Source organism: Roseobacter sp. EG26 (genome assembly GCF_049830555.1).
In the GTDB taxonomy this organism is placed as follows: domain Bacteria; phylum Pseudomonadota; class Alphaproteobacteria; order Rhodobacterales; family Rhodobacteraceae; genus Roseobacter.
This window is the reverse complement of sequence record NZ_JBNBLH010000001.1, coordinates 542067-556440: the sequence shown is the minus strand read 5'-3', so window position 1 is coordinate 556440 and position 14374 is coordinate 542067. Positions and strand designations below refer to the sequence as shown.

Sequence of the window (14374 nt, the reverse complement as noted above, 5' to 3'; positions counted from 1 at the left end):
CCCATGGCGCTGACCCCTGAATTCGATGCCTTCGAGGCAGCCTATGCAGCCGGGCGCAATCAGGTCGTCTTTACCCGTCTGGCGGCGGACCTCGACACGCCGGTTTCCCTGATGCTCAAGCTGACGGGCGCGCAAAAAGATGCTTTTGTGCTGGAATCGGTGACCGGGGGTGAAGTGCGTGGCCGCTATTCGATCATCGGCATGAAACCCGATCTGATCTGGCGCTGCCGCGGCACGACCAGCGAGATCAACCGGGCGGCGCGCTATGATGCCGATGCGTTCACGCCACAGGAAGGCGACCCGCTCGACACCCTGCGCGCGCTGCTTGCCGAAAGCCGCATCGCCTTGCCCGATGACCTGCCTCAGGCGGCCGCCGGGCTGTTTGGTTATCTGGGCTACGACATGGTGCGGCTGGTTGAACATCTGCCCCACATCAACCCCGATCCGCTGGGTCTGCCAGACGCCATCATGCTGCGGCCCTCGGTCATCGCGGTGCTGGACGGGGTCAAGGGCGAGGTGACCGTGGTCTCCCCCGCATGGGTCAGTGACGGCCAATCGGCCCGCGCGGCCTATGCGCAGGCCGCCGAACGGGTTATGGACGCCGTGCGCGATCTGGAACGGGCCATGCCGGTCGCCACCCGTGACCTTGGCGAGGCCGAAGCGCCCGGCGCCCCGGTCAGCAACTTCTCCCACGAGGGCTACAAACAGGCGGTGGAAACCGCAAAAGACTACATTCGCGCGGGCGATATCTTTCAGGTTGTCCCGGCGCAGCGCTGGTCACAGGATTTCAAGCAAGACCCTTTTGCGCTTTACCGCAGTCTGCGGCGGACAAACCCATCGCCTTTCATGTTCTATTTCAATTTCGGGGATTTTCAGGTCATCGGGGCCAGCCCGGAGATTCTGGTGCGGGTCTTTGGAGATGAGGTTACCATCCGACCCATCGCAGGCACCCGCCCCCGGGGGGCGACGCCGGAAGAAGACAAGGCCCTTGAGGCCGATCTGCTGGCCGACCAGAAAGAGCTGGCGGAACATCTGATGTTGCTCGATCTGGGGCGCAACGACGTGGGGCGCGTCGCCAAAATCGGCACCGTCCGCCCGACCGAAGAATTCATCGTCGAACGTTACAGCCATGTGATGCATATTGTCTCGAATGTTGTGGGGGAGTTGCACGACGACAAGGACGCGCTTGACGCCTTCTTTGCCGGTATGCCCGCAGGGACAGTATCAGGTGCGCCGAAAGTGCGGGCCATGCAGATCATTGACGAGTTGGAACCCGAAAAACGCGGTGTCTACGGTGGTGGCGTGGGCTATTTCAGCGCGGGCGGTGATATGGATATGTGCATCGCCTTGCGCACGGCGGTGGTGCGGAGTCAAAAGCTCTATATTCAGGCAGGCGGCGGTGTTGTTTACGACAGCGACCCCGAAGCGGAATATCAGGAGACCGTCCACAAATCCAACGCCATCCGGCGCGCGGCAGCCGATGCAGCCCGATTCTCGGGGCAAGGCAACAGCTAGATGCCCCGCCAGCCCTTTGAGATTGCAGGACAAAGCATTGCGGCAGGCGCGGTCGAAACGGTTCATCTGCCTGTCTCGACACTCCCCGATCATACACCCGTAAACCTTTCCGTTCAGGTGCATCATGGCAAAAGGGCGGGTCCGGCGCTCTTCGTCTCGGCGGCCGTCCACGGGGATGAGGTCATTGGTGTGGAAATCGTGCGGCGTCTGCTGCGCACGCCCCAACTCAAATCTCTGCGGGGCACCTTGCTGGTTGTGCCTGTCGTGAACTCCTTTGGATTTCTCAACCGCTCCCGGTACTTGCCGGACCGGCGCGATCTGAACCGGTGTTTCCCGGGCCATCCGTCAGGATCACTGGGGTCACGGCTGGCGCATATTTTCCTCAATGAGATTGTCCTGCGCTGCGATGTCGGCATTGACCTGCATTCAGCGGCCGTTCACCGCACCAATCTGCCGCAGATCCGCGTCTCGCCACGCGACAAGACCACGCGCGACATGGCCACAGCCTTTGGCGCTCCCGTTATCCTGACTTCCCCGCTGCGCGATGGGTCGTTGCGAGGGGAGGCGGCTGAGCGCGGCACACCGGTCCTGCTTTACGAGGCAGGTGAAGGGTTGCGGTTTGACGAAATGGCGGTTCGCGCGGGCGTTGCCGGTATCCTGCGGGTGATGCGCAGCCTCGACATGCTGCCTGCAAAGGGCATCGCAAAAGCCAAGGCCGCGCCCTACATCTGCGAAAGATCCACCTGGCTGCGCGCGCCGGCGGGCGGTCTGCTACGCACCTTTCGCGCCGAGGGCGAAACCGTTGAACCCGGCGATTTGCTGGCCACGGTCTCCGACCCCTTCGGGGGATTTGAAACGGATCTTCTGGCACCCTCACCGGGTATCCTGATCGGGCGCGCTATCCTGCCCGTGGTTAATGAAGGTGACGCGGTTTTTCATATCGCGACCCTCAGCCCGAAAGTGGCCGAAGCCACCGTGGAAGACCTTGCGAGCCAGTTGGAAACAGACCCGCTTTTCGACGAAGACGAGATCATCTGAACATTCAGATTTCGAAAAATTTCTCCAAAACTTCAAATAATTGCCACGTAAAAATCAGGGTGATCCTCCCCGGAATAGGCATTCCATTGAGATATTCGAAAGGCCAATGAGGAACACTGATCAGTGATACGCAGGCCGCGTTTCCGCTGGGTGGAATGGACGCGCGGGCCTCCTGCACGCAGATGTGAACGTCGAGGGAACTAACGCCATGGGTGTAGTGAAGAGGCTCATTCGGAGGTTCCAGCGCCATGTCTGCATCACCGAGCCCAAATCCCTGTGGAAACGTTACGCCATTGGTTTTGCCTTTATTTTCGTAACAATCGGAGCCGCTCACTACAGTTCCTTGAGGGCAATCGCCGCATCGGGCCTGGACGCTGAAGCCAGCAGGATCAGCAACCAGCAAATCATGCTCAGCCAGCGCATTCTGTTTTTGATGCGCGAAAGTGAGCAGAACCCTTCCCTGGAGGTCGAAGCGCGTCTGTTGTCGGCTATTCAGTTGTTCGAATCCGCTCATGACTGGCTGGTGACCCGGCAGGAACTGACCCCTGCCCTGCAGCAGCTGTATTTCGAAGATGATACCTTTCCACTGGACTATTTCTCCCGCCGGTTTGTCGAGACAGCCCGTTATGCCGTGAAGGCAGAGGGGCAGGTTCGCAGCAATATGCAAAATCGCCTCGTAGCCTTGGGGCAACAGGACCTGCTTTCAGCACTGAGCAAAGCCTCCCGTTTGCACCAAGATAAATCCCGCAGGCAGACAGCCTGGCTACAGAATCTCGAAACCATCGCACTCGGATCAGCCCTGTTTGTCCTGCTTTTGGAGGCCCTCTTCATCTTTGTGCCAGCACAGATTTCGGTGTCCCGAGCCATCCGGCGCATGGAAAGACGTAGCAAACAACTCTCGACATCTTATGAAACTCTCAAAGCGCGCAACCTTGAACTCGTCGCGGCGCGAAAAAACCTGACCCACGCCGCCAACCACGACGCGTTGACAGGGCTGCTGAACCGTCGCGCGCTTTATGATTTTCTGACACATCTGAAAGCCGCACCCAATGGCAGCGACATTGCGCTCAGCGTTCTGAAAATTGATCTGGATCGGTTCAAGTCGGTCAATGACACGCTTGGGCACAAAGCCGGAGATGATGTGCTGGTTGTGGTTGCCAGCATCCTTCTGGCACAGGTCCGGGAAAACGATCTGGTTGCAAGGATCGGCGGCGATGAATTTGTCATCGTGGTCAAAGCGCCGAAATCCATGGATACGCTGGAAGCTCTTGGTTCCCGGATCATCGAAGAGATCAGCAAACCCATGCAGATCGCCGATAATGTCTGCAAGATCGGTGCCAGCGTCGGGTTCACCATGGCCAGCTCCGCCGTTGCCACCCCGGACCAGCTTTTGATCGAAGCAGACCTCGCGCTTTACAAGGCCAAGCGTGGTGGACGCGGACAGGTTTTCGCCTATTCGGGCGATCTGCGCGAAGAGATCGAAACACGTGAGGCTCTCTTTGAGGAAATCACCGAAGCATTGGCTGACGATCAATTCGAACCCCATTTCCAGCCACAGCTCTACACGGGGTCGGGAAAACTCTTCGGCTGCGAGGTTTTGGCCAGATGGCGGCATCCGCGACGGGGTATCATTCCCCCCGCAACCTTCCTGGCGGCGGCGAAGGAGGCAGGGCTGATCCAGCAGATCGACCTGATCATGGTTGAAAAAAGCCTCGATTTTCTGGAGCGCCTGCGGTCAGAAGGTAAGGATCTGCCTTCCGTTTCCGTCAATGCGTCGCCCGATTCACTGAGGGATCCGAATCTGCCGGATCGGCTTGCCCAGGAGGTTTTGGCGCGCGGATTGTCGCCCGCGGACCTCACCATCGAGGTGTTGGAAACCACGCTGATCGAGAGCCAGGATGACGAGGCGTTCCTGACCATAAGGAACCTGACCAGCGGGGGTTTCTCGGTGGTACTGGACGATTTCGGCACCGGATATGCCTCTATGTCGAACCTGTCACGCCTGAAATTTGACGGCCTCAAGCTGGATCGCTCGCTGGTTGAGCCTGTCCCCAACGAACGCGCAGAAAGCATCATCGCCGCACTTGTCGCCCTGTCACGAAATCTTGGCATGCGCGTTGTTGCAGAAGGTGTCGAAAACAACGCTCACTATGATCGCGTCAAGGAGCTTGGGTGTGATGTTGTCCAGGGGTTTGGTATAGGTTACCCGATGCCGGCGGCTCAATTCATCGACTGGTATGAGGAATTCGCCAAAAAGGACAAAAAGCGCCCTGCGTGATGGCTATTCCGCACTTTGGAGCGCCGCCGAGACAGGTACCAGGGCCACACGCTCGGACCTGTCCTGAAGGGCCCAGAGGAGAAGCGCGGAAATCGTATCTTCCCGCAACCGTCCCAGCATGACAACCGCACCCTCATTGCCCGCCCGGAACGCCGCCTGATCCAGAAAACGGCGAATGACGGTCGGGGTCTGTTGATTGCTGTCGAAATCGCGAAAAACGACTGCCGAGGGAACACCGGCTTTGGCGGCCAGTTTCTGGACCGTGTTCAAACCCTTGTTCTGGGTCACAAAGCCGTGCCCTGACGCGGCCAGAATTTCGGTGACCTGACGGGCGGCATCCCGGGTTCCCTGAACCCCCTCTCCCACACCTTCCAAAACACCAACGGCCTCTGGCACCGCCTCCAGCGCAACCGCCAGCGATATTTCCGCGTCTTGCGCCTGCGCACCCTCGGGCAAGTTGATCGTTGCCAAGACCTCAAACCCTTCAGCGCGGTAGGCGGCCATTCGGTCCTTGGCGTCGGGAAGGCTGGAATCCACCGCGAAACTAACCGGGTATGGAAAGCTGCGCAGAGCGGGTAAGCCAATGGTATTCGCCGATAAATCCACACCATCATCCATCAGGACAATTGCCATAACCGGTTTGTCAGCCGGGTTGTCATGGGGGACCGCAAATCGTTCAACCGGGGGCAGCGATTCGAGAGTTTCCGGGCTCGGGTCCTCTTCAATCGGTTCCGGTTGCTCTTCAAATTCAATCTCGGGCTCTTCACCCAATGTCGGCAATCTGTTCGTTTTTACCTCCGGTGCCAGATCATCAAATGTGCCAATGGGCGTCCCGATGGTTTCTGCTGTCTGCTCATCCTGAACGGGGTCAGCCGGTGCCTCGACCTCTTGTTCTGACGGCGCGGCGGGCTCAACCTTCGCTTCTTCTTCTGCAACCGGTGGCTTCGGTTCCGGGTTAGCTTGAGGGGCATCAGCCGTTTCCGGTGCCGGCAAGCTGTTTACGGCCACCTCCTCGTCGGCGCGTGGCGCTTCATCCGCCGGGCCACTGGGTATCAGAGGTGCATCATCATCACCGATCAGTGGCGCGGGGGTCTCAAAGGCCTGCGATTGCGTCGGAACTTCTGGCAATGGCGGTTGATCAGGCTCGACCGAAATGGAAGTTTCAAGTTCTGCTGGCGCAGGTGTTTCGTCAACGTTTGGTGCCAATCCCGTGGCTTCGACATCAACCGTCGGCTGCCCCGGCTGAGCCGGGCCCTCGGACAAGGCAATCTCTTCTGCCACCTCTGGTGCCGGTGGCTGCGCCGGATCAGTTGAAATGGACACCGAAGGGTCGGCGCGCGGTGTTTCCAGGCCCTGCGACCCGGCATTTGATACAATTGGAGTGCTGCCTGCGGAAGTCGCAATACCACCCTCGTCATCAGCGGATGAGGGCCCTGTCAGAGCCGTGGCGTCGCCGGTTTCAGGCAATGCAGCCGGGGCCGTATCACTCTGACGTACAGCCTTCAGTGTATCAGGTTGCGGTGCGGGGGCCTTGGGCGCTTGCTGGCCGGTCACGGGCACCCTGTCACCTTGCGATTTTTTCGCATCCGCCGCCGAAGGTTGCGGAGCGACCTCGCTTTGAGGCGCGGCATCTGTCACGGACGGCGCGACAGGGCCTTCGGCTACGATAGAAACCACTGCAGCAGCACCCAGACTCACTGCGCTGCCCCAAAGAGCCCCCTTTAGAAAACCACCTGCCACGCGCTGCTCACCTCTTTTCGTTTTCCCGGCAGACAACATCTGTCGCGAACCGGTTTCGCCTTCCCACCCAAGCCTGCTGCGCGACTCTGCGCCCCTTGACGCAGCCTTGCAAGCCTGAACATGTATGCATGACTTATACCGCGCTTGAGCCCATGGTCTCCAGCCCTGAATTCGAAGATTTGGACATGCTGCTGCTGATCGACAATTACGACAGTTTCACCTACAACCTTTTGCACTACCTGGGCAGTCTTGGGGCGGATGTTGTGGTCCACCGCAATGATGCGCTGGACGTTCAACAGGCAATGGCGCTGAACCCTTCGGGCATTCTGCTGTCCCCCGGCCCGTGCGATCCAGATCAGGCGGGAATTTGCCTTGCCATCACGCAGGCGGCAGCGGAAACCCGCACACCGCTGATGGGTGTTTGCCTTGGCCACCAGACGATCGGGCAGGCATTCGGTGGTAAGGTGGTTCAGGCCAAGGACATCGTACACGGAAAAATGGGACACATCCGCCATGGCGGAAAAGGTCTCTTTGCAGGTTTGCCGTCGCCTTTTGCCGCCACACGCTATCACTCCCTGATTGTCGAACGCGCGAGCCTGCCGGAAAGTCTGGAGATTACCGCAGAGCTGGAAGACGGCACCATCATGGGCGTGCAGCATCGCGACTTGCCGATCCACGGCGTGCAGTTCCACCCTGAATCGATCCGTTCCGAACATGGTCATGCGCTTTTGAAAAATTTCCTGAACGAGATGAAGGTCCCCGCATGAGTGACGCGCTGAAGCCTTTGATCGGCGCCGCAGCCAGCGGCCCGCTTACGAAAGAACAGGCTCAAGCCGCTTTCGGCATTCTTTTTGACGGCGAAGCCACGCCAAGCCAGATTGGGGGCTTCCTGATGGCTTTGCGCACACGCGGGGAAACGGTGGATGAATATGCCGCTGCCGCCGCGGTCATGCGCCGTAAATGCCATGCCGTGCGCGCGCCAGAGGGGGCGATGGATATCGTCGGCACCGGCGGCGACGGCAAGGGCACGTTGAACATTTCCACGGCCACAGCCTTTGTTGTCGCCGGTGCAGGCGTGGTTGTGGCCAAACATGGCAACCGCAATCTCAGCTCCAAATCCGGGGCGGCGGATGCGCTGACCCAGATGGGGCTGAATGTCATGGTCGGGCCGGAGGTCGTTGAAAAAGCGCTTAACGAGGCCGGAATCGGGTTCATGATGGCCCCGATGCACCATCCTGCCATCGCCCATGTGATGCCGACGCGTGCCGAGCTTGGGACCCGCACGATTTTCAACATCCTCGGCCCCCTGACAAACCCGGCTGCTGTGAAACGTCAGTTGACCGGCGCTTTTTCACGTGAGCTGATCCGCCCTATGGCTAAGACATTGAGAGAGTTGGGTTCGGACAAGGCCTGGCTGGTACACGGATCGGACGGCACCGACGAATTGACCATAACGGGTGTGTCATGGGTCAGCGCCTTGAACCTGGATGGCAGTGTCACCGATAGCGAAATTCATCCCGAAGAGGCGGGTCTGCCAACCCATCCTTTCGAGGCGATCATCGGCGGGGCGCCCGAAGAAAATGCGCGCGATTTCAAAGCATTGCTGGATGGGGAACCTTCCGCTTATCGAGATGCCGTGCTGCTGAATTCTGCCGCAGCTCTTGTGGTTGCAGATGCCGCAAGCTCCCTCAAGGACGGTGTGGAAAAAGCCGCCGCCGCCATCGACAGCGGTGCGGCGCGCGACAAGATCAATGCCGTCGCCCGTATCACCCAGACCGCGTGACGGACGATCAACTCAATCGCCTCGGGCGTTGGAAAGAACTACCGTTCTTTTCAAATAGCTGGCCACTGATCAGGTCGCGACTGCGGGTTGAAAAACGGGATATCCTGCCGCCCGCGCCGCTCATCTTCCGCGCACTGGAAATGGTGCAGCCGCAATCGGTGCGCGTTGTCATATTGGGCCAGGATCCCTATCCGACCCCGGGACATGCGCATGGACTGGCTTTTTCAGCGGATGCCAGCGTGATGCCCCTGCCCCGATCATTGTCCAATATCTTCAAAGAGATGGATCAGGACATCGGCGCACGCCCCCAAAATGCCGACCTTGGTTTTTGGGCGGATCAGGGGGTCTTGTTGCTCAACACGGTCCTGACGGTTCCGGCAGGCGAGTCCAAAGGGCATGACAAGATCGGCTGGCAGGAGCTCACAGGTCAGGTGCTGGCGCATCTTGGGCAGGCACCACGCGCTTATCTCTTGTGGGGCGCAAACGCCCATAAAGTTGCAAAGGAAATCGATCCAGGTCGCAATCTCAAGATCGAAACTGCCCACCCTTCCCCACTCTCTGCGCGGCGCGGTTTTTTTGGCTCACGCCCCTTCAGTCGGGTCAATGCATGGTTGCAGGCCCGCGGAGAGCGCGCCATAAACTGGACCAACGCGCCGGAGGCCCCATGACCGAAACCATATTGGACAAGATCAAATCCTATAAGCTGGAGGAAGTCGCCGCAGATAAAGCGGCCAGACCCCTCGCAGATATCGAAGCGGATGCACATGAAGCCCCGCCCGTGCGCCCCTTTGCCGACGCGCTGCATCATGCGACGCTCGATGGGTATGGGTTGATCGCCGAAATCAAGAAAGCCAGCCCCTCCAAAGGTTTGATCCGTGATGATTTTGATCCCGCAACGCTGGCGCAGGCCTATGAAGCAGGCGGTGCCACCTGCCTATCCGTTCTGACGGACACGCCAAGCTTTCAGGGAGCAAAGCAATTTCTGGTTGAGGCTCGCGCAGCCTGTGATTTGCCGGTTTTGCGCAAGGATTTCATGTATGACCCCTACCAGGTGGCCGAAGCACGCGCGCTTGGTGCCGACTGCATCCTGATCATTATGGCTTCGGTCAGTGACGCCCAGGCCCGCGAGTTGGAGGACGCTGCAAGCCAATGGGGGATGGATGCGCTGCTGGAGATCCATGACGCGGCAGAACTGGAGCGCGCCAGCCGCCTTGAAAGCCGCCTGATGGGCATCAACAACCGCAACCTGAAGACCTTTGAAACCACATTGGACACGACCCGGACCCTGTCGCGTGATGTTCCGGAAGATAAGCTTATCGTGTCTGAATCCGGTCTCAGCACGCCGGAAGATCTGGCGGATATGGCGCGCTACGGTGCCCGCATCTTCCTGATCGGCGAGAGCCTGATGCGTCAGGAGGATGTGCAATCCGCCACGCGCCGTTTGTTGTCAGACCCGATGACCGCCGGAGGCATGTGAGGTGACCGACAAGCTCACGCATTTTGATGCCAAGGGTGATGCCCATATGGTCGATGTTGGCGACAAACCGGTCACAGACCGGGTCGCCACCGCACGCTGCTGCATTAAGATGAAGCCGGAAACTTTTGATATCATTTCAGAAGGTCGCGCCAAGAAAGGCGATGTTCTGGGGGTAGCCCGACTAGCTGGCATCATGGCGGCGAAGCGCACGTCTGATCTTATTCCGCTCTGTCATCCCCTGCCGATCACCAAGGTTGCCGTCGAATTCGAAGCGGACGCCACCTTGCCGGGATTTCAGATCGAAGCAACGGTCAAGACCACGGGTCAGACCGGCGTTGAAATGGAAGCACTGACGGCCGCTTCCGTCACCGCGCTGACGGTTTATGACATGTCGAAAGCGGTGGACAAGGCCATGCAAATTCAGGATTTGCGGGTGGTGCTGAAAGATGGCGGCAAATCGGGCCGTTTTGTCGCCACATGATTTCCGTCGCCGAGGCGCTGGAGCATCTGTTTGCCCTCGTGCAGCCTATGGAGATCGAAACTGTCCCGCTGCGGAACGCCGCCGGTCGCGTGCTGGCACAGGAAGTGGCGGCAACCCGGACGCAACCGCCTTTTGACGCCTCCTCCATGGACGGATATGCGCTCCGCCGCACCGAAGTCGAACCGGACGCGATGTTCAAGGTTGTCGGAGAGGCCGCCGCTGGTCACGGGTTTTCCGGATCGGTGAGCCCCGGTCAGTGCGTGCGCATTTTCACCGGAGCGCCCATGCCGTCCGACACGGATTTCGTGGTGATTCAGGAAGATGTCACGCGTCGCGGTGATCTAATTACCCTGAACCGGGATGTGGACAGCAAGGACAACGTGCGTCCCGCAGGCGGTGATTTCAAACTTGGGGATGTGGTCTCATCGCCCAAACGGCTGGGTCCTTCGGATGTGGCTTTGCTGGCCGCAATGAACTGCGCGGACGTCCCTGTTGCCAGACGTCCACGGGTCGCCATCATGGCCACGGGTGACGAATTGGTCATGCCCGGCGAAACCCCCTCCCCGGATCAGATCATTGCCTCCAACAGTTTTGGGCTTGCCGCACAATTGGAAGCGGCGGGGGCTCTCCCGCAGATGATGCCCATCGCGAAGGACACGCCCGAAGCGCTCAAGGCGGTCTTTGAGCTGGCCGCGGCATCCGATCTGATCGTCACCATTGGCGGCGCCTCGGTCGGAGATCACGATCTGGTGGCCCCCGTGGCGGCGGAACTGGGCATGGAGCAATCGTTTTACAAAGTGGCAATGCGCCCGGGCAAGCCCCTGATGGCCGGGCGGTTGCGCGGCGTGCCAATGATCGGCTTGCCCGGCAATCCGGTCTCGGCCCTTGTTTGCGGCACCATTTTTGTCGTGCCGGTGGTTTCGGCCATGCTTGGTCTGGGGGCCCGTCCTATCAGCCAGCGCACGGCCCCCTTGGCCGCCCCACTGTCAAAGAACGGGCCGCGCGAACACTATATGCGCGCCGAGATGACCACAAACGGGCTGCGGGCATTCGACCGGCAGGATAGTTCCCTGCTCGGTGTTCTGGCACAGGCCGACGCCCTGCTGGTGCGACCGCCACATGATCTTGAACGCAACATTGGTGAGGTGGTTTCCTACCTGCCTCTTTGAAACCGTTGACACAAAACGGGAACATCAATAGAACAAAGGCGAAAACAGGCGTCGGAGGACCAAAAGATGCTCACCAAGAAGCAGTTGGATTTGCTCGAATTCATCCACAAGCGCGTTGGCCGTGACGGCGTGCCCCCAAGTTTTGACGAAATGAAGGAAGCCCTTGATTTACGCTCGAAATCAGGGATTCACAGGTTGATCACCGCGTTGGAAGAACGTGGTTTCATCCGCAGGCTAGCGCATCGCGCGCGTGCCATCGAAATCGTGAAATTGCCCGAAAGCCTTGGTGGGGCACCTTCCTCTGGGTTCTCGCCGCGTGTGATAGAAGGCGACAAGCCCGATGTGCCGATGCCCGCAAATGCCCAGCCCGTAAGCCCGATTGACGCCAGCGAAGTACCGCTGATGGGCCGGATTGCAGCGGGCGTGCCCATTGAGGCGATCAATCAGCGATCTCATTCCGTCGCTGTTCCGGGGCAGATGCTTTCAGGGTCGGGCGAACACTATGCGCTTGAGGTCAAGGGTGACTCGATGGTTGATGCGGGCATCAATGACGGCGATGTCGTGGTGATCAAGGAAACCAAAATCGCCGATAACGGCGATATCGTGGTGGCCCTTGTGGAGGATCATGAGGCGACGCTGAAACGCTACAGGCGCAAAGGCAGTCAGATCGCTCTGGAAGCCGCAAATCCCGCCTACGAGACGCGGTTTTTCTCTGATGACAAGGTGAAGGTGCAGGGGAAACTGGTCGGGCTTATCCGCACTTACTGACCCACCCGTTCAACGTTTTGCCCACGGGGTCCACAAGCGATCACCTGTCACATCCCGTACGGAAGTGAGCTCGACGCCGCTATCCCGCATGAAAATCGCGACAGCGCCGGTATCCCGCAGGCGCTGCGGATCGAGTATCAGGCAATCTGCCTTCACGGTCGGCAGATCCTGATTGGCCACAATGATTTGCCCTTCACCACAGCCGTCAAAGGCGGCCACGGCTTTCTTTCCGGAAAGATGTGTCACCTCCACGCCCCCCGGCAGGGCCGCGCCCCCGGTTGGCCACCGCGACGCTGCGGTGATCTGGTCGGTCGCCTCCCCATCATTCTCCAGCCAGTTTTGCGCGACAAACCCTGCGCCCTTGCTCTTGCTCAGCGCCCGCCCCTGATCGGTCATCACGCCCACCAATGCGCCGTTCTCGGCAATCAACCCAACCGGTCGGTCTGCCACGTGCCACATCCAGAATGCCACCAGAACCGGCGCGATACCCGCCAGACGCGTACGGCCCTGCCATAAGCACAACCAAAGGAACCCAAGAGACATCATCGGCAGGACGGCCACGCCGGGGCCTGCGACAAAGGACCGTGCGCCATCAAGGTTGGCCACAAAGCCGCCAACTTCCAAAATCCAGCGCAGGCCCAAACCCATGATCCAAAGGCCAAGCCAGTCCAGGCCAAATGGTGCCAGGCAGAGCGCCAGAACTGCGGCCGGGATCACCACCATACCCATCATCGGCACCGATGTGAGATTTGCCAGCAGACCGTAATGCGAAATGGCGTTGAAATGCGCAGCCCCGATCGGCGCGGTCGCGAGCCCGGCAACACCGGAAGAGATCAGCACCGCTACCACTGGCTTTGCCCAGTTTGGCCCCATGGAAATACGGTGATCCCGCATATAGCCGAAGACGGCGACCAGCGCGGTTGTGGCGGCAAAGGACATTTGAAATCCCGGTCCCAACAAGGCTTCCGGTCTCAGGAACAGAACAATCGTCGCGGCAATGGCCACAGCACGCAGACTGATGGCGCGCCTGTCCAGCATCAGCGCCGTCAGTGCTACTGCCACCATGATGAACGCGCGTTCTGTCGCGACATTGCCACCGGAAAGCGCCAGATAACCTGACGCAACGATCAGGGCGCCCCCTGCGGCCAGCTTACGCGCCGGGACCCTGAGCGCGAAGGGCGGGATCAGCGCAATGATCAGCCGCAAGAGTGCGAAGACAAACCCCGTCAGCAATCCCATGTGTAGCCCTGAAATGGCCAGCAAATGAGCGAGGTTACTGGCCCGCAAGTCCGCCAATGCCTCCTGGCTGATCGCGCTGCGGGCACCGGTTGTGACGGCAACGGCGAACCCACCCACATCTCCAGGCAGAACCTCCAGCATGCGGGCAGCGACGGCCATGCGCACACGGAAAACCAACAAGCCCGGATCTCCTTTGTCAGCGGGCTCTATGGCAAGGAGCGGCACGCGGGAATAGCCAACCCCGCCGAGTTGACCGAACCACGCATGCCTTTGGAAATCGAACCCGCCGGGCTCGACCGGTCCGCCGGGCGGCGAAACATGTGCGGTTGTCATCACCCGCAACCCCGGTGTGGGCGTGATGCTATGGGTCTGGTCACCATGCAGCGAGATCCGCACACGTTCCGGCGTTCTGTGCGGCGATGTTCTTTCCATGATCACGCGGTCCAGGGTGATGCGCAAAGCGTCCGACCCGCTGCGGTCAATATTGACAACGCGTCCTTCGACGGGACCGTAGTAGCGCCACCCAAGGACGGGGCTGGCAACATCATGGGCGCGGTAGGCGGCCAGTACGAAACCTGTGGCAACAAGGGCTGTGGCAATGGCAATTGGGGCGAAGGCTTCGCCCAGCAACCGATGGCTGGCCAGCAGCGAAACGGCAGCAAGACCCGTACAGATCAGAAAGAAGGACGACGGCTCGAACCGCAGCAGAAAATACCAGCCGATGCCAATGGCAAGGCAGATGGGCACCCATTCAAACAAAGACCCGCGCTGCTGTAGCAAAACGGTCCTGAGCCATGTCACGCAGCACCTCCTTGCCCCCGATCACTGCACTGGATAGACAGTGCTTCTAAATTTACGCCTCCCATGGTTACTGAAAGGTAAACAC

12 protein-coding genes are annotated in these 14374 nt (G+C 59.7%); 10 read left to right on the top strand and 2 right to left on the bottom strand.

All coding sequences use genetic code 11. The features are described from left to right. The first annotated feature begins 3 nt into the window (after positions 1 to 3). The 3 genes from trpE (at position 4) to ACOTTU_RS02735 (ending at position 4831) form a co-directional block, all read left to right on the top strand. Positions 4 to 1515, top strand: a complete 1512-nt coding sequence (gene trpE / locus ACOTTU_RS02745; RefSeq protein ID WP_425655982.1) for an anthranilate synthase component I — start codon at positions 4 to 6, stop codon at positions 1513 to 1515. Beyond that, positions 1516 to 2553, top strand: a complete 1038-nt coding sequence (locus ACOTTU_RS02740) for a succinylglutamate desuccinylase/aspartoacylase family protein (RefSeq protein ID WP_425655981.1) — start codon at positions 1516 to 1518, stop codon at positions 2551 to 2553. Between the two features lie 208 nt (positions 2554 to 2761). Next, positions 2762 to 4831: a putative bifunctional diguanylate cyclase/phosphodiesterase gene (locus ACOTTU_RS02735; RefSeq protein ID WP_425655980.1), complete on the top strand. Its 2070-nt coding sequence runs from the start codon at positions 2762 to 2764 to the stop codon at positions 4829 to 4831. A 3-nt stretch (positions 4832 to 4834) separates the two neighbouring features. Here the strand turns inward: ACOTTU_RS02735 and ACOTTU_RS02730 are convergent, their stop codons facing one another. Continuing rightward, on the bottom strand, positions 4835 to 6571 hold the full coding sequence (locus ACOTTU_RS02730; protein WP_425655979.1) for a divergent polysaccharide deacetylase family protein: 1737 nt from the start codon (positions 6569 to 6571) through the stop codon (positions 4835 to 4837). A 185-nt stretch (positions 6572 to 6756) separates the two neighbouring features. Here ACOTTU_RS02730 and ACOTTU_RS02725 point away from each other — a divergent pair, with 185 nt between their 5' ends. The 7 genes from ACOTTU_RS02725 to lexA all read left to right on the top strand — a co-directional run bounded on the left by ACOTTU_RS02725 (position 6757) and on the right by lexA (position 12249). Beyond that, positions 6757 to 7338: an anthranilate synthase component II gene (locus tag ACOTTU_RS02725; protein ID WP_298912610.1), complete on the top strand. Its 582-nt coding sequence runs from the start codon at positions 6757 to 6759 to the stop codon at positions 7336 to 7338. Next, the gene (trpD, locus tag ACOTTU_RS02720) at positions 7335 to 8354 is read left to right on the top strand and encodes an anthranilate phosphoribosyltransferase (RefSeq protein ID WP_425655978.1); all 1020 of its coding nucleotides are present in this window, start codon (positions 7335 to 7337) and stop codon (positions 8352 to 8354) included. The genes ACOTTU_RS02725 and trpD overlap by 4 nt, the downstream gene beginning before the upstream one ends. Continuing rightward, the gene (locus tag ACOTTU_RS02715; RefSeq protein WP_425655977.1) at positions 8351 to 9022 is read left to right on the top strand and encodes a uracil-DNA glycosylase; all 672 of its coding nucleotides are present in this window, start codon (positions 8351 to 8353) and stop codon (positions 9020 to 9022) included. The genes trpD and ACOTTU_RS02715 overlap by 4 nt, the downstream gene beginning before the upstream one ends. Then, positions 9019 to 9831 carry an indole-3-glycerol phosphate synthase TrpC gene (trpC, locus tag ACOTTU_RS02710; RefSeq protein ID WP_425655976.1) on the top strand — a complete coding sequence of 271 codons (813 nt, stop codon included), beginning with the start codon at positions 9019 to 9021 and terminating at the stop codon, positions 9829 to 9831. Before ACOTTU_RS02715 ends, trpC begins: the two co-directional genes overlap by 4 nt. Before the next feature lies 1 nt (position 9832). Further along, a complete protein-coding gene (gene moaC, locus ACOTTU_RS02705; RefSeq protein WP_425655975.1) occupies positions 9833 to 10312 on the top strand; it encodes a cyclic pyranopterin monophosphate synthase MoaC in 480 nt (159 codons plus the stop codon). Beyond that, positions 10309 to 11481, top strand: coding sequence for a gephyrin-like molybdotransferase Glp (gene glp, locus ACOTTU_RS02700; RefSeq protein ID WP_425655974.1), 1173 nt, complete (start codon positions 10309 to 10311; stop codon positions 11479 to 11481). Before moaC ends, glp begins: the two co-directional genes overlap by 4 nt. Before the next feature lie 66 nt (positions 11482 to 11547). Next, positions 11548 to 12249 (top strand): transcriptional repressor LexA, encoded by a 702-nt coding sequence (lexA, locus tag ACOTTU_RS02695; RefSeq protein WP_298912621.1) that lies wholly within the window; start codon positions 11548 to 11550, stop codon positions 12247 to 12249. A 9-nt stretch (positions 12250 to 12258) separates the two neighbouring features. Here the strand turns inward: lexA and ACOTTU_RS02690 are convergent, their stop codons facing one another. Continuing rightward, positions 12259 to 14289 carry a ComEC/Rec2 family competence protein gene (locus ACOTTU_RS02690; RefSeq protein ID WP_425655973.1) on the bottom strand — a complete coding sequence of 677 codons (2031 nt, stop codon included), beginning with the start codon at positions 14287 to 14289 and terminating at the stop codon, positions 12259 to 12261. Positions 14290 to 14374: the final 85 nt, after the last annotated feature.

Bases quoted from the DNA above. Each gene is read 5' to 3' on its own strand.
- trpE (WP_425655982.1), top strand. From the start codon at position 4: ATGGCGCTGACCCCTGAATTCGATGCCTTCGAGGCAGCCTATGCAGCC.
- ACOTTU_RS02740 (WP_425655981.1), top strand. From the start codon at position 1,516: ATGCCCCGCCAGCCCTTTGAGATTGCAGGACAAAGCATTGCGGCAGGC.
- ACOTTU_RS02735 (WP_425655980.1), top strand. From the start codon at position 2,762: ATGGGTGTAGTGAAGAGGCTCATTCGGAGGTTCCAGCGCCATGTCTGC.
- ACOTTU_RS02725 (WP_298912610.1), top strand. From the start codon at position 6,757: ATGCTGCTGCTGATCGACAATTACGACAGTTTCACCTACAACCTTTTG.
- trpD (WP_425655978.1), top strand. From the start codon at position 7,335: ATGAGTGACGCGCTGAAGCCTTTGATCGGCGCCGCAGCCAGCGGCCCG.
- trpC (WP_425655976.1), top strand. From the start codon at position 9,019: ATGACCGAAACCATATTGGACAAGATCAAATCCTATAAGCTGGAGGAA.
- glp (WP_425655974.1), top strand. From the start codon at position 10,309: ATGATTTCCGTCGCCGAGGCGCTGGAGCATCTGTTTGCCCTCGTGCAG.
- lexA (WP_298912621.1), top strand. From the start codon at position 11,548: ATGCTCACCAAGAAGCAGTTGGATTTGCTCGAATTCATCCACAAGCGC.